The sequence below is a fragment of the Mucilaginibacter auburnensis genome (genome assembly GCF_002797815.1).
Lineage (GTDB): Bacteria > Bacteroidota > Bacteroidia > Sphingobacteriales > Sphingobacteriaceae > Mucilaginibacter > Mucilaginibacter auburnensis.
Genome location: NZ_PGFJ01000002.1, coordinates 677,137 through 694,369 on the forward strand (window position 1 = coordinate 677,137; position 17,233 = coordinate 694,369).

General features: G+C 41.3%; 18 protein-coding genes and 1 tRNA gene. 6 read left to right on the forward strand and 13 right to left on the reverse strand.

Annotation, left to right across the window (positions count from 1 at the left end; all coding sequences use genetic code 11):
• Window positions 1-9 precede the first annotated feature (9 nt).
• Both CLV57_RS13630 and CLV57_RS13635 read left to right on the forward strand, forming a co-directional pair.
• Window positions 10-540 (forward strand): hypothetical protein, encoded by a 531-nt coding sequence (locus tag CLV57_RS13630; RefSeq protein WP_100341938.1) that lies wholly within the window; start codon window positions 10-12, stop codon window positions 538-540.
• The gene (locus tag CLV57_RS13635) at window positions 541-1,971 is read left to right on the forward strand and encodes a serine hydrolase domain-containing protein (RefSeq protein WP_100341939.1); all 1,431 of its coding nucleotides are present in this window, start codon (window positions 541-543) and stop codon (window positions 1,969-1,971) included.
• A 4-nt stretch (window positions 1,972-1,975) separates the two neighbouring features.
• On the opposite strand, the gene CLV57_RS13640 is transcribed toward CLV57_RS13635, so the two are convergent.
• From CLV57_RS13640 to CLV57_RS13680, 9 genes are all read right to left on the reverse strand, one after another.
• Entirely contained in the window at window positions 1,976-2,635 is a 660-nt protein-coding gene (locus tag CLV57_RS13640) for an MBL fold metallo-hydrolase (RefSeq protein WP_100341940.1), read from the reverse strand.
• 6 nt (window positions 2,636-2,641) lie between these two features.
• Window positions 2,642-3,286: an HAD family hydrolase gene (locus CLV57_RS13645; protein ID WP_100341941.1), complete on the reverse strand. Its 645-nt coding sequence runs from the start codon at window positions 3,284-3,286 to the stop codon at window positions 2,642-2,644.
• Between the two features lie 36 nt (window positions 3,287-3,322).
• A complete protein-coding gene (locus tag CLV57_RS13650) occupies window positions 3,323-4,993 on the reverse strand; it encodes an ArnT family glycosyltransferase (RefSeq protein WP_100341942.1) in 1,671 nt (556 codons plus the stop codon).
• A gap of 27 nt (window positions 4,994-5,020) precedes the next feature.
• Window positions 5,021-6,316, reverse strand: a complete 1,296-nt coding sequence (locus CLV57_RS13655) for a type IX secretion system plug protein (protein ID WP_100341943.1) — start codon at window positions 6,314-6,316, stop codon at window positions 5,021-5,023.
• The gene (locus CLV57_RS13660; RefSeq protein WP_169927086.1) at window positions 6,291-6,908 is read right to left on the reverse strand and encodes a DKNYY domain-containing protein; all 618 of its coding nucleotides are present in this window, start codon (window positions 6,906-6,908) and stop codon (window positions 6,291-6,293) included. Before CLV57_RS13660 ends, CLV57_RS13655 begins: the two co-directional genes overlap by 26 nt.
• Window positions 6,909-6,983: 75 nt before the next feature.
• Window positions 6,984-7,523 (reverse strand): AAA family ATPase, encoded by a 540-nt coding sequence (locus CLV57_RS13665; protein ID WP_100341945.1) that lies wholly within the window; start codon window positions 7,521-7,523, stop codon window positions 6,984-6,986.
• A gap of 136 nt (window positions 7,524-7,659) precedes the next feature.
• Complete coding sequence (gene abc-f / locus CLV57_RS13670; protein ID WP_100341946.1) at window positions 7,660-9,576, reverse strand: ribosomal protection-like ABC-F family protein; 1,917 nt, start codon at window positions 9,574-9,576, stop codon at window positions 7,660-7,662.
• A gap of 55 nt (window positions 9,577-9,631) precedes the next feature.
• Window positions 9,632-10,045 carry a hypothetical protein gene (locus CLV57_RS13675; protein WP_157799161.1) on the reverse strand — a complete coding sequence of 138 codons (414 nt, stop codon included), beginning with the start codon at window positions 10,043-10,045 and terminating at the stop codon, window positions 9,632-9,634.
• A 6-nt stretch (window positions 10,046-10,051) separates the two neighbouring features.
• The gene (locus CLV57_RS13680; RefSeq protein WP_100341948.1) at window positions 10,052-10,813 is read right to left on the reverse strand and encodes an SGNH/GDSL hydrolase family protein; all 762 of its coding nucleotides are present in this window, start codon (window positions 10,811-10,813) and stop codon (window positions 10,052-10,054) included.
• A gap of 127 nt (window positions 10,814-10,940) precedes the next feature.
• Here CLV57_RS13680 and CLV57_RS13685 point away from each other — a divergent pair, with 127 nt between their 5' ends.
• Window positions 10,941-11,984 carry a quinone-dependent dihydroorotate dehydrogenase gene (locus CLV57_RS13685; protein WP_100341949.1) on the forward strand — a complete coding sequence of 348 codons (1,044 nt, stop codon included), beginning with the start codon at window positions 10,941-10,943 and terminating at the stop codon, window positions 11,982-11,984.
• A 137-nt stretch (window positions 11,985-12,121) separates the two neighbouring features.
• On the opposite strand, the gene CLV57_RS13690 is transcribed toward CLV57_RS13685, so the two are convergent.
• The 3 genes from CLV57_RS13690 to CLV57_RS13700 all read right to left on the reverse strand — a co-directional run bounded on the left by CLV57_RS13690 (window position 12,122) and on the right by CLV57_RS13700 (window position 13,187).
• Window positions 12,122-12,295 carry a spore protein gene (locus CLV57_RS13690; protein WP_100341950.1) on the reverse strand — a complete coding sequence of 58 codons (174 nt, stop codon included), beginning with the start codon at window positions 12,293-12,295 and terminating at the stop codon, window positions 12,122-12,124.
• Between the two features lie 36 nt (window positions 12,296-12,331).
• Window positions 12,332-12,402: transfer RNA gene (locus CLV57_RS13695), tRNA-Cys, on the reverse strand.
• A 26-nt stretch (window positions 12,403-12,428) separates the two neighbouring features.
• A complete protein-coding gene (locus CLV57_RS13700; protein WP_100341951.1) occupies window positions 12,429-13,187 on the reverse strand; it encodes a TrmH family RNA methyltransferase in 759 nt (252 codons plus the stop codon).
• On the opposite strand from CLV57_RS13700, the gene tamL reads away from it, so the two are divergent.
• The gene (gene tamL / locus CLV57_RS13705; protein WP_449560054.1) at window positions 13,178-15,541 is read left to right on the forward strand and encodes a translocation and assembly module lipoprotein TamL; all 2,364 of its coding nucleotides are present in this window, start codon (window positions 13,178-13,180) and stop codon (window positions 15,539-15,541) included. The two genes, CLV57_RS13700 and tamL, sit on opposite strands and share 10 nt — an antisense overlap.
• Before the next feature lie 86 nt (window positions 15,542-15,627).
• On the opposite strand, the gene CLV57_RS13710 is transcribed toward tamL, so the two are convergent.
• Entirely contained in the window at window positions 15,628-16,167 is a 540-nt protein-coding gene (locus CLV57_RS13710) for a hypothetical protein (RefSeq protein WP_100341953.1), read from the reverse strand.
• A gap of 127 nt (window positions 16,168-16,294) precedes the next feature.
• On the opposite strand from CLV57_RS13710, the gene CLV57_RS13715 reads away from it, so the two are divergent.
• Together CLV57_RS13715 and CLV57_RS13720 are read left to right on the forward strand one after the other, a co-directional pair.
• A complete protein-coding gene (locus CLV57_RS13715) occupies window positions 16,295-16,813 on the forward strand; it encodes an acyl-CoA thioesterase (protein ID WP_100341954.1) in 519 nt (172 codons plus the stop codon).
• Window positions 16,814-16,858: 45 nt separating this feature from the next.
• Window positions 16,859-17,233, forward strand: a complete 375-nt coding sequence (locus CLV57_RS13720) for a hypothetical protein (RefSeq protein ID WP_100341955.1) — start codon at window positions 16,859-16,861, stop codon at window positions 17,231-17,233.

Consider the following 17,233-nt stretch of genomic DNA (forward strand, 5'->3'; position numbering starts at 1 on the left):
TCGAATTGAATGGACGCGTTTCTGCTATATGTAAAAAACAACTATCGGGCACTCATCCTATCATGTATCATCATTGCTTTCATTTGTGGCTATGATCAAAAGTTGCTGCTCCTTGCGGTTATCGCGTTTAATATTATAAGCGGATATAATAACTACAAGAAGGACATAGATTTTGAAACACGGCTAAAAGCTAAAGGACTTACCAGAGAAGATGCCGCAAACATCCAATTTGTTAAAGAGTGGGAAACAACCCGCCAAAAAGGTGTCTGGAATTACGCTATTAGCGACGGTGGAATTATATGCGGCGCAGGATTATCGGTATTAACAAGCATAGTTAGCATGTTTATAATGCAAAAATCTATAACCGCGCTTTTTGCAGAACCTGCCGACATGTTCAGATTTATTGGTTTAAATTATTTGGCTGGTGCTGCATTGGGTATAACCTTGTTCAGGTTTAGATGGAATGTTAACGAAAAAAGATTTTTCAGCCTGACAGACCCATTAAACCAACATTTTTCAACTGTAAAAGAGCTGCTGTAAATGGGTAAAAAATGGATCTTGACGCTTTTTATAGTAGCTGTAGTTAGCATTAAGTTAGCTGCCCAAAATCGTCAGCTTCAAAAAACAGATTCGGTACTTACGCTGGTAAAGCAAAACTTCGCATTAAAAAATGCAAACGGCATATATGCTTTAACTGGAGATAAATTCAGAGCGGCGCTTAGTCCGGTTGCGTTTCAGCAAGTATGTGTACAGCAGCTTTTTCCGTTGGGGAGTATCAAAACATCCACACTTATCAGTTTCCAAAACAATAGTTTGGCCACTTACAAACTACAATTTGAGGCTGTTACTTTGCAGTTGCTTTTAAGTCTTGATCAATTTGATAAAATTGAGGTTTTTCTTTTTCAACCCTACAAAGACAACTCCATAAAAAAAATTGACCACGCGGCTACTGACAATAAACTGGCTACCCTTGCAGATAAAAAAGTTGATACCGCCGCCCGCGAATACATCCAAAAAGCTAACACCGTTGGCTTGAGTATTGGTATAATAAAAGATGGCGTTCTGAATATTTACAATTATGGCGAAACTGCCAAAGGCAATAAAAAACTGCCTACCGGCAATACCATTTTTGAGATAGGGTCAATAACCAAAACCTTTACAGCTACTTTACTGGCCTGGTATGTAAATGAAGGTAAAGCAAAACTGACCGACCCGATAACTAAATACCTACCAGACTCGGTAGCTGCTAATCCGCAATTGAAAAATATTACGTTGCAAACTTTAAGCAACCATACTTCAGGCTTACCACGGCTACCCGAAAATTATGGTTCTCAAACGCCATATGACAGGGAGAATCCCTATAAAAATTACACAAAGCAATTACTCTACAGCTATTTAAAGCGATGCCGTTTAAATACCGATCCCGGTAAAACTTATGCTTACTCTAATTTGGGCGTGGGTTTATTAGGCATTGTATTAGAAAAGATAAGTGGTAAGCCTTATGAGCGGATGGCGCAGGAAGTTATCTGTACGCCCTTGCAGATGAAAAATACAGCTCAACACTTGTCCCGCATCCAAAACGACCGCTTCACTACTGTTTATGACGATAATGGTGAAATGACTGCCGCCTGGGATTTTGACGCATTAGCAGCCTGCGGAGCTTTACGCTCCTCGGTAAGCGACCTCGCAACCTACGTAAAGGCCAACATGGTAAAAGGTCAAGGCAAACTGTCAAAAGCTTTTGACCTTACACACCAAATAACCTACACAAGCACCGATACCAAAATTGGATTAGGCTGGCACATTATAAAAATTGGCGGTGTTGACTATACGTTTCATAACGGCGGCACTTATGGCAGCAGCAGCTTTATGGCTTTTAATAAAGAAAAGAATCTGGCGGTAATTGTATTAGCTAACGCGGCAGAAAGCACCGATGCGTTGGGTGCCGAATTGATCAAGAAGCTACAGTAGCCGTTTACAACGTTACGCTATCTCCAACTTTGTAAACGCCGTTAAACTGAATACCGCGTTGCTCAAAGTGTTTTTTATAGGCAGCGTAGCGTTGCTCAATAAAAAAGTCCTTTGCGTAGCCATCATGAACAGGCAATATCTGTTTGGGTTGAAGGCGGTCGGCAAAATCTGTAATACGCAATTCGTTGGTGAATGGCGCCATGGTCACCATCAGCAAAAGTTCAATTCCCTTATACTGCAACAAACTTTCCTCCATAGAATCAACCGGATGCAGCACTTTATCGTTAATGATAAAGCCTGTCATCTGCGGTAAAGGATTATCCAATATCAGCTCGTGCTTTACTGTGATGGCTTGTAGTTTAAAAGTGCCAAGCTGATAGAGACCATCGGTCCAAATAGTGTGCGATATTCCCGCTTTACTAAGCTCCCCACCTACGTGCGCGTTGGTATAAACAGGCGCATTACTCAGTTGGACAATCTGTTTTACGATTTCAATATCTAAATGGTCGAGGTGAATATGGGTAATGATGACAGCATCAACATCAGCAAACATTTCCGGCCTTACCAAACCTTCAGCAAAACTGAATTTGCCCGGGTCAAACAACAGTTTGTAACCGTCCAGCTCAAATATCAAACAGGAATGGAGATACTTAGATATTTTCATAATGAGTTATACCAGTTCTGTCAGATCACTCACCTGCGTAAGTGTTGCAACCTGCCCCTCTTCTACCTTGCCAAAACCATACGCAGCGAAAATAAAAGGCACACCGGCGCCAACAGCGGCGTTATAGTCACCCATGGTGTCGCCAACGTAAACGGGCGCTTTCAAACCGTGATCATTCACTATATCTTTTATATTCTCTGCTTTTGGCGCGTTTTTGGTGCCATAACACTGGTGACCCTGAAAATACTTTTTTAATCCGCTGGTTTTGAAGAAAACCTCAATGTAACCACTTTGGCAATTGCTCACAATGAACAGTTTGTACTTTTGAACAAGATATTGCAGCGTTTCTTCTAACCGTGGGTAAAGTTGTCCGCCTTTGGTGTGCAGAACCTCCAATTCGTATTTAGCGGCTATGGCTTTATATTCTTCGCGTTTTTCGTCGGTTAAGTAAGGGAAAAGCTTTTCAAAAATGGCTTTATAGGTCATACCGGTAATGCCTTTCACCATATCGGCAGTTATATCTTCGTTTATAAAATCAACCTCATTTTTAGCGGCCTGCCATGCTTCGGCAACAACGCCGGTGCTATCCCAAAGGGTACCGTCAAGATCAAAAATTATGCTATCGTAAATATTTTTCAAAGATGTATTCATAGGCGGCAAAGGTAGGGTTTTATTTTTTTGCCACTGTCATTTAGGGGTTACTATCGCCACCTGCATTTCGGACAGTTCTTTATCCCGCGTTGCTTTATTCAAAAAAGACGGCTTCAGCCTGCTTATCCAATATTTTTCAAAGCTTTTAAGTGGTTTAACCTCGTAGCCCGTTGCAGCCAATTCGTCAATAATGGCCTTGTTGCCGTAAAGGATGTAAGGTTTGTTTTTGACCTGTTGCAGCTGATCTGTATTCAATGTGTTGGCTTCTCCATCAATATAGAACTCAAAGGGCGTAGTTATATCATCAGTAAGCTGTATAACCGACAATTTTTGAGGATTATTTTGATTAATCCACATGGCAGCCTCACTCCCGGCCTGATATTTTAAAAGCGATTTGTAGAACACTTGGTTAATATACAAGTTGATAACAAACGAGATCATTGCCGTGCGTATTACTACCTGCGCCATATCTCCTCTGCTCACCCGCTGCGGAAGCAAAAACGCTAACCCTAAAATAGCAAGCATAAATACCCCTGTAACCGCGTTAAAAGTTTCGGGCTGATAGAAATAGTGCAAGGCCGCTATCACCAACAGCATAAGAATTATGACGATGGTTTGGGTTACTTTAACCGTCTTAATGCTTTGGCGGTTATGTAGCTGATACAGGTATTGCGCGGTCAGGATAGCAAAAAACGGAAAAACGATATTTAAATAATGCGGAAGCTGAAAGCTGGACGCCGAGAAAAGCAAAAAAGTAAGCATGGCACCGCTCAGGCAATACCATTCCGTGCGAAAAGGTAGCCTGATGCCTTTTTTAATGACTTGGAAAATGGCTGCAAACAACAAAAGCGACCATGGCAAAAAGGCCCAAAGCGAAGTATGCACAAAAAAGAAGGGATCGCCATGACCCTTTATAGGACCGGTATTAAAAAACCTGCCGAACTGGCTATCCCAAAAAAAGAACCTGATACCTGAGACATGTGTTGTACCAAATACTACTTTCTCCGGATGCGCATCAAATTGCACGTACAGGCAATACAGCTCGGGTACAATAAAGACAAGTATCAATACAAAAGCCAATAACCATTTCAGGTTAAACAGCTGTTTCCATTGTCTTGTAATAAATAAATGCCCTGCAATGGCTCCGCAAATAGGCACGAGCGCAAACATACCTTTCGTCATCACCGCGCAGGCTGCAAACAAGCAGCCTAAAACTAATTGTAGGTAGTTTCCTTTTTGAGCCCGATAAAAATGATAAACGGATGCTATGATCAATCCGGTTAAGTACGGCTCGGCACGCACATCCATGTTAGATAAAACAATGTGCTGTGCAGTAAGCAATATCAACACCGCCCACAAAGCTATTTGCTCGTTATACAAACGCTTACCAAACAGATAAGTGTAAGCAGCTCCCATCAGCATAACAAGCAGAGCAGGCAGCTTGTAGGCAATTGTTGTAAACCCAAAAAGCTTGAAAGAAAACGCGGTTAACCAAAATGGGAAATGCGGCTTATCCAGCCAGTCGGTACCGTTGTAAAAAAGCTCGACATAATTATTACGCAACACCATGGTTTTGGCTATGGTGGCATACAGCGCACCGTCCGGACCCATTATGGGAATGAACATGCCTGTTAAATTGATAACAACCGCAACACCTATTAAAAGGTACAGCCATTGCTTATCAATTATGGGGTTTGCGCGGTTCATTGTTTAACCAAAGGTAAACAGTTTACGCTACTTTTTGGCAGTGTTGAGCAAACGGTAGCCTACCAGCTCATCCCAACGGGCACTTGGCGGGCGGTAATACACCAATACCTGGTATTCGTTCTGTGTTTCAAAATGGCTGCCTTCAACGGGTATATCGTCGGCTTTGCCAGCGTTGTCAACCCAGGTATATTCGTAATCGTAAACACCCTGTTTTAACAATAGTTTGATAAAATACCTGTTAACCGCGGCATCAAATTCGAGTTTGCTGCGTTCGTCAATACAGTAATCATTAAATTTCCCAATAATATGCACTGAACCCTGAGAAGGTAAACTCCCTGCAGCTAAATTAAAGTAAACGTACGTATAATCGCCATCACGACGGGCATCGTTACCATCCTGGTTAAGGATGTAAAACCTGCCATCATTATCAAACTGGAACAAGTAGTCAGGGCTGTTTCTAACAGGATCTATCAGTAAAACTACCGCGTATGAAGTGTCTCTGTAAATGCGACCGATGCGCTCCGAATTAACTTTAAGTGTACGGGTATCAAATCGCCTAAACTCGTTACGCCCGGCAAAGTTATTGAGGTTAATATCATTATAAATCAATTGTCCGTTACGTACATAGGTAGGCGGAATATTGATCTGTACCGTTTCAGGGCGTTCATTTTGCATCACCACCACCCGCATATCTGAGTTGGGATTTTGCACCACCAGGCCACCGTAATTGATCTGCACATTAACTTTTTGTCCGGTTTGCCTTAGCTGGGTTAAGTTAGGCGTAACCACATCGGCACCAACGCCAACCTTACTCCCTAAAATAAAAAAGCGACGGGTAAGTATCATTTTACTTTGATCGCCATCCTCATAAACCTTGAGGATGTAATTGCCTGATATTTTAGGCTTAATATTTTCGTTAGGAAATTTCACCTCATAATGCGTGTATTTACGCATGGTATTGGTGGAGTATTGATAATCAATAATGCGATCATCCTGATAACCCTGCATGTAAAAACCAACAGAAAGATTAGATGAGTTCCATTTATGGTCGCAGTGCTCCAAGGTGTAATAATAGTTATGGTAACTACCGCGCAGGTCATCAAAAGCAAGCAATAGCTGCTCTGCAGAATTAAGATCGATTACAGGGAACGCGCCGACCTGTGCAGTATTGTAAAACTCAACACTTTTTATAGCGGGGTTGAAAACATTGTTGATATAGGGTGTTTGGGCGAACGTATTACCAAACGAGAAAATTGAAATTATGCATCCCGTGAAACTAATCAGTATATAAAAATACTTATTCTTTAATTTTCCCAAACTCATAAACGTGATATTTGTCCTTGCCTGAATAGCTGTTGATGACCTCAAATGTCGCCGGATCTGCGCCTATAAGGATTTTATTTTTATTTATAACCTTCTTCTTTGTTTTACCCCAATCTTCATCAACAGGAATGAATTCTTCAATATCACCAACATGGATGGTATCATTTCCGTGTATTAAGATTTTACCTGATTTAGACCAAGGATACTTCAACAATGTAATTTTATTAGGTGACACTCCTTTGATAGCACATTCGTTTAAATCATTGTAAAAGCCAAAAAAGTAAACCGAATCTTTGTCCGCAAATGTGTAATTACCTATAAACTTAAACGAATTGGGGTCAATGTTCTCTATTTGCTTTCCATCTATGTATACTGACTTTTTATCCTTACCAAAGGTAAAACTACAGCCGCAATCAAAGTCAATCTTTTGAAATGTTCCTGCATCAGCTTTCTCTAAAAGTTTCTTGTTTTGCCCCGATACTTCGTTCCAATACTCATAAAATACATGACCGTTTTCAACAACATACCCCTGCCTACAACCAATCAAGAGGGATGTCAATAACAATCCGAAAAATATCGTATAGTTTTTCAAATATTGTAATAACAATAATGTCTAAATAATTTACTACCTAATATATAAATTTGGCTTCCAAATCCGGCATGACGCTTAGCTTACTTTTAATAGGCTCATCACCCGCTCAATCCTTTCTTCCACAGTCGTATCACCCTCAATCTTTAAAACAGGGCATGTTACTTTGCTTAACCAATCTAAATGTACACCAAGGTTACGTCCATTGGTTGTGTTATCATCATAACCTTTAGCCCAGGCTGTAAATTGCTGGTATTGCATTGCGCGATATGGATCGTTAAATATTTTGTCGCCGTAGCGCTCAACCTCGCGGGCATGAAGGCGGGCCATTCGGATATCATGAGGTAGGTAAAGAAACACCACGAGGTCAAATTTGCTAAACCAATCATCGCCCCAGCTTACCAATGAGCCGCCAACTATAACATTCTCATTCCCTTCAAAATCGGTCTTCATCATGGCAATGCGTTCGGTTGGTTCACGCTTTACGGAGAAAGGTATTTCCGAGGGCACAAAGTAATAAGCGTCAGTATCCAGGTAAGTATATCCCAACCTCTTAGCCAGCGTATTACCTAAAGTTGTTGAACCGGCGCATGATGCACCCATGATGTGAATTTTCATAATGGTAAGTTTAAAAAAATGTCATCCTGAACGCAGTGAAGGATCTTATAAAAGCGACTAACACAGCGTTTAGTTGCAATACTTATAAGATCCTTCACTGCGTTCAGGATGACAAAAAAAATCAGAAGTAAAACTACTACCCTTCCAGTTCCATTATCTGTTCTGCCAATGTTTCCCAGGCCTGCTGTTGTTGTTTCAGTTCGGCTTGTTTCTGGCTGTAGGCAGCATTAGTTTCTTTCAGTTTGGCGCTGTCATTGTATATTTTATCGTCGGCCAGCTTGGCTTCAAAGTCTTTTACCACCTTTTCAAGCTCAGCAATCTGCTGTTCCATTTTACCAAGATCCTGGTTCAGTTTTTTCAACTGCTGGTGCTTATTTTCAGTTGGCACCTGTTTAACAGGCTCCGGTTTTTTCTCTTCCTTTTTTTGTTGAGGTATTGCAGCTTTAGGCTCTAACTTACGTTTTGATGCCCATTCATCATACTCCTGATAAGTCCCCGGATATTGTTTTATTTTCTGATTTTCAATAAACCAGATCTTGTTAGCCACATTGTCAAGGAAATACCTGTCGTGCGAAACAACAATCACCGTACCTTCATACTGTTGCAAGGCTTGTATCAAAATGTTCACCGAAGCCATATCCAGGTGGTTGGTTGGCTCATCCAGTACTAAAAAGTTAGCATCGGCAGTTAAGGCCTTAGCTAAAGCCACACGCGATTTTTCACCACCCGATAATACTTTGATCTTTTTAAATACATCATCACCTGTAAAGAGGAACGATCCTAAAATAGAGCGAAGCTCCGTATCGGTATGTTTAGGCGCAAAGGCTTGCAGTTCTTGTAATATCTGGTTTTCCAGGTGCAATGATTCCAACTGGTGCTGCGCAAAGAAGGTTTGGGTTACGTTATGCCCGGTTATGGCGTTACCTGCAAAATCTTTATCGGCACCTGCAACAATACGTAATAATGTTGATTTACCTTTACCGTTGGCACCTATCAGCGCAATTTTGTCGCCTTTTTCAATAACCGCTTCGGCATCATCTAAAATGTCAATAGCAGGATATTTTTTGGTGATATGCTCTAATGTAACAACATGCCGGCCCGATTGCTTGCTGAATCTGAAGCTGAAGTTAACCTCGGGATTATCATCATCCACATCTTCCACACGCTCCATTTTGTCAAGCATTTTAATACGCGACTGCGCCATTTTTGCTTTGGAGGCCTTAGCGCGGAAACGCTCAATCAAGCGTTCTTCCTGCTTAATTTTTGATTGCTGGTTTTTAAATTCGCCACGTTGTATCTCTGCGCGCAGGGCTTTCTCTTCCAAATAAAAAGTATAGTTACCCGCGTAAACGGTTAACTTACCTTTGCGCGACTCCACCGTGCGGTTAATTACTTTATCCAGGAACCACCTATCGTGCGAAACAATAATAATGGCGCCCTGAAAAGCTTTCAAATAATCTTCCAGCCATTGAATAGATGGTAAGTCGAGGTGGTTGGTAGGCTCATCCAGCAATAAAATATCCGGTGCCTGTAAAAGTATCTTGGCCAACATTACCCGCATACGCCAACCACCCGAAAAGGTGCTTAGCTTGCGTTGGCAATCTTCATCGCTAAAGCCCAAACCTGCTAAGATCTCGCGGGCTTTGTACTCTATGTTATAGCCATCAAGCGCTTCAAACTCGCTTTGCTTGTCGCTTAGCTTATGTAAAATATCTTCGCTGTAATCTGTTTCCAGCTTTTTTAGCAAAGTTTCTATCTCATCATGCAACTGGTTCTGGCGCTCAAAAGCTTCCATGGCCACATGCACAATAGTTTTATCAGACGAGTACGATAACAGATCCTGGTTAAGGTAGCCCATGGTAAGGTCCTTAGCCATTGATACCGTGCCCGATGTTGGCTTATACTCGCCGGTAATTATTCTTAAAAGTGTGGTTTTTCCGGTTCCGTTAGCGCCGATCAATCCAATTTTCTCTCCGGGTTTGATGTGCCAGTTAGCCTCATCATACAACGCCCGCGCACCAATCTCGAACGTTAAATTATTTATAGCAATCATTTGGGCGCAAAGGTACTGTTTTTAAGCTTCGCTTAAAAACAGTAAGATTATATCTTTAATTGCTTAACCTACGCATTTTCATTACTAAAGGAGCATCAGACATAGCAAAAAAAACATCGCCATTTTTTTCTATGATCTCGAATGCCATTATTAAAGAATCATCATTTTTTGCTGTTTTTAACTCTACCTGGTTCTTCGTAGCGTTATACTTCCAGTAAGTAATCAGCGGCATTTCAGGCATTTTTACTGATGTAAAGCAATGGTAATCGGCCTTAAACTCAAAAGTTGCATTTGAGAAATATTTAACAAATTGATTATAAATTATTGCTTTTTCTTTTTGATTGGTTTTGGAGGCACCTTGGGCCATATTTAATGATTCGACCTTCCATTTACCAACCAAATCAGGTAAAGCCTGCTTTTCCTGTGGAAAAGAAATGATCATTAACAATAATATGATAACTCTATACATATTAATCTACTTAACAGCTTCCAGCCAGGTTTGTGCCATTAGGGCTGCACCGGCTACTGATGGATGTACGCCGTCGCCGGTCCAGTAAGCGGCAGGAGCCTGCTTAAGCGCAGCATCAAAGGCCGCCTGATAGGGTACAAACGGAGCATCGTACTCCACGGCAATATCGCGAGCCGCCTTACGGAAAAGATCAAAAGTTGGGTACCAGTTTTGCTCAACAAACCTTACGCCCAACACACCAAAAGGCTCACAGATAATGAACTTAACATTAGGTAAAGCAGCTTTTGTACGGTCGAGTAATTTTTTATAATCGGCTATATAAGTATCAATGGTTCCTTTATAACCGTTGGTAATGGTATGCCAGTAATCGTTTACCCCTATGTGGATGCTCAGGATGTTAGGTTTAAGGCTTAGCGCGTCGGCATCCCAGCGCTCGGCCAGTTGATACACTTTGTTACCGCTTATACCTTTGTTATATATCTTAAGGTCCTTTTCTGGATGTTTAAGCAACAGTTCGCCAGCTGCCATCAGAGCATAGCCATTGCCTAACGCTGATGCAGTGTTTGCGGTCATGGTAGTTTTATTACGACCCGAGTCGGTAATAGAATCGCCCTGGAATAGTATAACATCACCTTTTTGGATAGTTACTTTCTTGCCCTTTGGCGCTGTTGCCATAGCTGCTGATACAATTTGCGGGATGCTGATAGCACCAATGGCACCCACTGACGCTGTTTTTAAAAAGTTACGACGGCTACTGTTTTGGTTCATAATTTTTGGTTAATAGTAATTGGTTGTCTAATATAATGATTTGCCACTTTGCAAAAAACAAAATAACAAAGCGCCATGAACTACCAACCATGAACTATGAACCAGCAAAACTGCTAACTTTGCGGCCATGTACCAACTCATTAAACCCATCCTTTTTCAGTTTGACCCCGAGAATGTTCACTATTTTGTAACGCGCAACCTAAAACGCTTTAACCGCTTTCCCGGTGGCAGCAAGTTGAGTCGTGCATTGTGGGACCTGCGGGATGACCAATTAAAAAGAGAGGTTTTTGGCCTTACGTTTAACAACCCTGTAGGATTGGCGGCCGGATTTGATAAAAATGGCGAGGTGATCAGCGAAATGGCTAACCTTGGCTTCGGCTTTGTTGAGCTGGGTACAGTTACCCCGTTACCGCAACCGGGCAACCCTAAGCCGAGAATGTTTCGTAGTCCGAACGATAAGGCTATTATTAACCGAATGGGTTTCAACAACTTGGGGGTTGATGTGTTGGCCTCTCGCATTGCTACCTACCGTAAAAATCAACCTGAAGCACAAAAAGGTTTAATCATTGGTGGAAACATTGGTAAAAATAAAGACACCCCGAATGAAGAAGCTGTAAGCGATTACATAAAATGCTTTGACCGCTTGTTTGATGTGGTTGATTACTTTGTGGTGAATGTAAGCTCTCCTAATACCCCCGGTTTACGTGCCTTGCAGGAAAAAGAGCCGCTAATGAACATATTGAATACCCTTCAACAACGCAACAATAAAAACGGCATTAGCAGACCAATACTACTCAAAATTGCCCCTGACCTAACCAACGAACAACTGGACGATATTGTAGAAATTGTACAGGAAACTAAAATCGCCGGTATAATTGCCACCAATACTACTATTGATAAATCGGGCTTAACAAATGAAGATTTAAAAACCGAAGCCGGTGGTTTAAGTGGTGCTTTGTTAAACAGCCGCTCAACTGAAGTTATCCGCTACCTTGCTGATAAGTCTAACCGCTCCTTCCCTATCATTGGTGTAGGTGGTATACACTCAGGTGATGATGCTTTGGAGAAAATAAAAGCCGGTGCGTCATTGGTACAGTTATATACCGGTTTTATTTATGAAGGGCCAGGGTTGATCAAAGAGATCAATAAAAAAATACTGTCTGAACTATGATTGTCTGAACTAAGATTTATAAGATTATTATAATTTTAGGATTATTCCTTAAATCTTACACTCCTAGTTCACACAATGCCAACAAAAAAAGCCTCACCGTTTTCCGGTAAGGCTTTTAATCACAATCTTTTTAACAATTATTTACCTGCTGCAATAGCTAAGGCTTCATTGTTTTTTGCTATCTGGCTCTTTTTTGGCTCGAATGAACGGCTACCAAACTCCAGGTTAGTTGCATTTTTTAAGAATTGAACTTCCAGTCTTGAGAAAGTTTTATTTCTTCTGTCTTTTCTTTTTAAACGAGTTACGCCCATGACGATTCTTTAATTTATTGAATATTTTTAACCTTGAGGTCGGAAGCGGATTCGAACCGCTGTAGGAGGTTTTGCAGACCTCTGCCTAGCCACTCGGCCATCCGACCCTTTTAAAGGAGTGCAAAAATAGCAATTATTTATTGCCTGCCAATTTATTTCTGCTTATTTCTGAACAAAAAATTGCAGTAGCTATGGCTACATTCAATGATTCGGCCTCACCAACGCGTGGTATGGTAATAGCCTCGGTTACTAAACGCGTAATTTCAGGCCGTAAGCCATTACCTTCGTTACCCATAACAACCAGTCCTTCAGATGCAAAGGTGGTTGAGTATATATTTTCTCCATTAAGCAAAGCACCGTAAACCGGCATTTGGGCATCGGTTAAAACAGAGGCTAAATCAGTGTACCTTAAATTTATTCTCGAAAGCGAACCCATGGTAGCTTGCACCACTTTAGGGTTATAAACGTCAACAGTATCTTCTGAGCAAATAATATCCTGTATTCCATACCAATCTGCCGTGCGGATAATGGTACCCATGTTGCCCGGGTCCTGCACTCCATCCAATGCCAATGAAAATTTATTTTTTAGCGAAACCGGCTTTAAATTGTCCCAATCGGGTATTTTAACTACTGCCACAACATCTGGTGCTGTTTTTAAAGAACTTATTTTCTCCAGAATGGTTAATGATACTTCGGCGGTGTTTTTATTGTGCAATAATTTGCTCAATTTTGAGCCGCTTGCAGGTGAGTAGTAAATTGCCTCAATTTGATAGGCTGAATTAACAAATTCAATAACAGATTTATAGCCCTCAACCAAAAACACGCCATGCTGTTTGCGGAATTTTTTTTGTTGTAATGATTGTAATAAACTGATCCGGGACTTTGAAAGCATATATTATAAAAACAAACCTTTGTCGCTTTACAATATTAAGTATTCTTCTGCTCTTTATTGTTACCGGATGTAGTTTAACCCGAAAGCTTGGCCCTAACCAGTCCCTCGTACGTAAAATCACCATCAAGGGAATGGACAAGGAATTTAGCGAGGCTGCGGCTAATTACGTTGATAAACAGCAACAACCCAACAGCGTTGTAAACCTGCAGTTCTACTACTGGTTCAGTAAAAACGGAAAAAGAAAAATTGGCGAACCGCCGTCTATTTTAGACAGTAACCTGGTTGAATTTTCGCGCATGCAGATAGAAAAATTCATCCAAACCAAGGGTTATTTAAAAGCACAGGTAACAGACAGCATCGTTATAAAAAAGAAAAAAGCAGAACTGGTTTTTATCACCAACCAGGGACCGCTATTCAGAATACGCAAATTAAGCGACAGCATACCTGACGGAAAAGTCCGTTCTTTATTTCGCTCATCCTCACCCGAATTTTCCCACCTGCGCCCCGGCGGACGTTTTGATCTTGATAGTGTAGCCTATAACCGCGATGCTTTTTACCAGGTAATGAAGCGTAACGGGTATTATGACTTTTATCGCCAGTACATCAACTTTACTTATGACTCTACCTTTAACAACAGCGTAGTTGACTTAAAAATGATCATTGATAATCCGGCTGATAAAAACGAACATCCGGTTTATACCATCAATAATACCCTGATAACCATTCTTAACAGCAACCGCCAGCCCAGCGAAAACACAGACACCATACAGGTTGATTCACAATTCAGGTTTGTTGATCATTCGCGTAAGTTTAAGCCGCATACCGTTACCGACTATATTTTTCAGAAAAAGGGCGAGACCTACAACGTTGATATGCAGACCATCACAACATCCCGGTTATCAGAATTAAACGTTTTCCGTAACGTGCCCAACCCTACTTATACAAAAACCGCCGACAGCACTAACCGGCTGAATAGCCGCATAGACATTGTTCCGCTAAAAAAGATGTCAGACCGGGTTGAAGGCGAGTTTTTATTTGCCGGCGGCCGCTATGGGTACAACATAGGGAATACATTTACCGACCGGAACATATTTAAACAGGCTGCGATACTTCAGATTAAATTTAACTACAGTATTTTATATGCAACCGGCAATGATTTGGTAGGTTCCAGCGGCGTCACCAACCAGGATTTTAAGGTAGGGGTAAGTTTAAGCTACCCGCGTATTATATCGCCGTTTAATTTTGCCAAGCCTGGGAAATATGGGGTCCCCCATACCACGTTTGCCAGTAACTACTCGCTTTTCTTTCAGCGCGACCTTGTTACCCGTACAAGTTTTGTTAACTCCATCACTTATGATTTTGCAGAAACAGCTAATAAAGTACACAGTATAACAGCCGGCAACATAGAGTTTTCAAAGGGCTCAATTGATCCAACTGCGCGCCAGCAATTACTTGATCAAAACAGGTACTCATATGTGTATCTGATCGGGCGTACTGTATTTACAACCGGTAGTCAGTATACTTACCAGGTTAACGGCAACCAGTTAAACAGTTTAAAAAACTTCACCTATTTCCGCGGTTTGCTTGATGTTGGCGGCAATATGCTGTCATTGGTGAGCAACGTTTTTAACACGCCAAAGGATGCACAAGGCCAGCGCACCCTTTTTGGTTATACCTTTGCACAATATGCAAAAACGGAGATAGACTTTAGGGTTTACAAAGCTTTAGGTGGTAACAGACAGTTTATTTTGCGTTTGAACCCAGGGATTGGCGTTCCTTACGGAAACAGCACACAGTTAATTTTCGAGAAGAATTTTTATACCGGAGGGGCTAATGATATTCGCGCATGGCTGCCACGTACACTTGGCCCCGGCCAGTTTAACCGTGGCACAGCTTATGGGAGCGACAACGTTACACGAGCCCGTTTAAAATATATTGACCAGTTTGGCGAGGTAAAGCTGGTAATGAATGCCGAATACCGTTATAAATTGGCAAACAACTTTTTCGGAACGGTTTTAAAAGGTGCAGTATTTGTTGATGCCGGTAACATATGGCGCTTACGCCCCGAGGTGGAGAATCCGGGTGGTGAGTTTAAATTTAGCAACATTTTAGGATCATCAGCCATTGGCGTTGGTACCGGTTTGCGCTTTGATCTAAATTTCTTTGTGTTCCGCCTTGATGCCGCGTTTAAAGTAAAAGATCCTCAATTTAACGGATCAGACCAATGGGTGCTATTTAAACATACCAACGAGTTGTTCAAAAGCGGTGCATTCAAGGATAGCTATAGCAAAGCAAACGGCGGTGAAAGCTACAATTTTATGCAGCTGAACTTTGGTATTGGAATGCCGTTTTGATTTGAAGATTGGTTAGTAAAGATAAAGACTGGTGGAATCCGCTTACTATCACAACACACTAATCTTCAATCTTTAATTACTAATCTTTACCCACCAAACACCCCCTTCAATCCATTCACAATACTTTCCAAAAATGTAGAAATGCTTAAACCATTCTGATAGTTAAAAAACAAAAATATACAGAACACAATGAGTATAATGGCTATAAAGCGCTTAAACAAATAGCCCAATAACACCAATCCAAGCGGTATACCCAACAGCAGCGCCCAGCTTACTTTTATAGGTTTTAAGCCGCCGTCTTGTTTATATATATAATACAGCATAGCGTGGGTGCCGTTATCATTGATGTGCTTTACGTAGAAAAAACTGCTTTTATCTAACTTACGGTGGTAAAAGGCAGTACCTTTTTCAAAGCGCATTTGTTCTTCAAAGCCGTTTATGGTAAAACTGAATAAACCATCTACATCTTCGCGGATGTTCTCCAACGAGTCAACCGCTACTATGGCTACTTCCCTTTCGGCAAACGGATTCTCTTTAACAATAAAATGATCTATGTTGATAACATCGGCAAACAGCTTTGCATTTGCACTCAGAATTAACAAAAGAACAAAAAATATCTTTTTCATAAGTTTTGCTTAGGTATGGGTATTGTTGGCAATAAAAATAGCTATTATTCCTTTAGTTTGATATGATACTTAACAGTGCCGCGCTATTATTGTGCGGCAACAGCGTATATTTACAAAAACACCGCTTATGATTGCAAAAAAGCCCCAGGACTCTCTAACTATTATGAATGAATTGGTATTACCCAATGATACCAATATGCTGCACAATTTGATGGGTGGCAGGTTACTGCATTGGATGGATATTGCAGCGGCCATATCTGCGCAAAAGCATTGCAACAGTTTGGCGGTAACAGTGTCGGTTGATAGTGTATCATTTAAACATTCAATTAAACTGGGTGATGTTGTAACCATTGAAGCACGGGTATCCCGGGCGTTTACCACTTCTGTTGAGGTGAGGATGGATGTGTGGGCAGAGAATGTGCCGTCAGGCACGCGTGTAAAGAGTAACGAAGCTTATTATACATTTGTAGCCTTAGATGCCGCCGGAAACAAGCTACCTGTACCTGAACTGGTACCTGGCACACCTGCGGAACAAGTGCTTTATGATGGCGCACTTCGCCGCCGCCAGTTGCGACTCATCTTAGATGGCAAGTTAAAACCAAATGATGCTACAGAATTAAAGGCGCTTTTTGTGGAGAAGGAATAAAACTTTTCATAGCCTTTACAGCTTATTACATAAACTGCAAAAGCTATGAAAACTAAATTTTTTGCCTTGATCGTAGTCGCGTCACTATTAGCCGCTTGTTCAAGCAACCGCAACACTATACCGGAAAGTAGTACTGATACCACTACCAGCGCGCCGTTGCCCAAAACAACTACAGCCTTTGATGCGCAGCGCGACGGAAGTTCATTTGAACGAGCTATAGTTATCAACGAAAAAAATGAAACCAATGGCGTACAGGCTGAAAACCTGCAACTATCAACGCTATATCCTGGCTACAAACGCCTTTCACAACGTTATGAAGATTACAAAGGCAAGCAGCATGAAGTTGTGAGTATTACTGCGCAAGACGGGCGTGAAATAGCTGTTTACTTTGACGTATCCAACTATTTTGGCAAACAGTAG

Bases quoted from the DNA above. Each gene is read 5' to 3' on its own strand.
- CLV57_RS13715 (WP_100341954.1), top strand. From the start codon at position 16,295: ATGATTGCAAAAAAGCCCCAGGACTCTCTAACTATTATGAATGAATTG.
- CLV57_RS13675 (WP_157799161.1), bottom strand. From the start codon at position 10,045: ATGTATAGAGTTATCATATTATTGTTAATGATCATTTCTTTTCCACAG.
- CLV57_RS13650 (WP_100341942.1), bottom strand. From the start codon at position 4,993: ATGAACCGCGCAAACCCCATAATTGATAAGCAATGGCTGTACCTTTTA.
- CLV57_RS13720 (WP_100341955.1), top strand. From the start codon at position 16,859: ATGAAAACTAAATTTTTTGCCTTGATCGTAGTCGCGTCACTATTAGCC.
- CLV57_RS13700 (WP_100341951.1), bottom strand. From the start codon at position 13,187: ATGCTTTCAAAGTCCCGGATCAGTTTATTACAATCATTACAACAAAAA.
- CLV57_RS13630 (WP_100341938.1), top strand. From the start codon at position 10: ATGGACGCGTTTCTGCTATATGTAAAAAACAACTATCGGGCACTCATC.
- CLV57_RS13665 (WP_100341945.1), bottom strand. From the start codon at position 7,523: ATGAAAATTCACATCATGGGTGCATCATGCGCCGGTTCAACAACTTTA.
- CLV57_RS13680 (WP_100341948.1), bottom strand. From the start codon at position 10,813: ATGAACCAAAACAGTAGCCGTCGTAACTTTTTAAAAACAGCGTCAGTG.
- CLV57_RS13645 (WP_100341941.1), bottom strand. From the start codon at position 3,286: ATGAATACATCTTTGAAAAATATTTACGATAGCATAATTTTTGATCTT.
- abc-f (WP_100341946.1), bottom strand. From the start codon at position 9,576: ATGATTGCTATAAATAATTTAACGTTCGAGATTGGTGCGCGGGCGTTG.
- CLV57_RS13635 (WP_100341939.1), top strand. From the start codon at position 541: ATGGGTAAAAAATGGATCTTGACGCTTTTTATAGTAGCTGTAGTTAGC.
- CLV57_RS13685 (WP_100341949.1), top strand. From the start codon at position 10,941: ATGTACCAACTCATTAAACCCATCCTTTTTCAGTTTGACCCCGAGAAT.
- CLV57_RS13710 (WP_100341953.1), bottom strand. From the start codon at position 16,167: ATGAAAAAGATATTTTTTGTTCTTTTGTTAATTCTGAGTGCAAATGCA.
- CLV57_RS13690 (WP_100341950.1), bottom strand. From the start codon at position 12,295: ATGGGCGTAACTCGTTTAAAAAGAAAAGACAGAAGAAATAAAACTTTC.
- CLV57_RS13640 (WP_100341940.1), bottom strand. From the start codon at position 2,635: ATGAAAATATCTAAGTATCTCCATTCCTGTTTGATATTTGAGCTGGAC.
- CLV57_RS13655 (WP_100341943.1), bottom strand. From the start codon at position 6,316: ATGAGTTTGGGAAAATTAAAGAATAAGTATTTTTATATACTGATTAGT.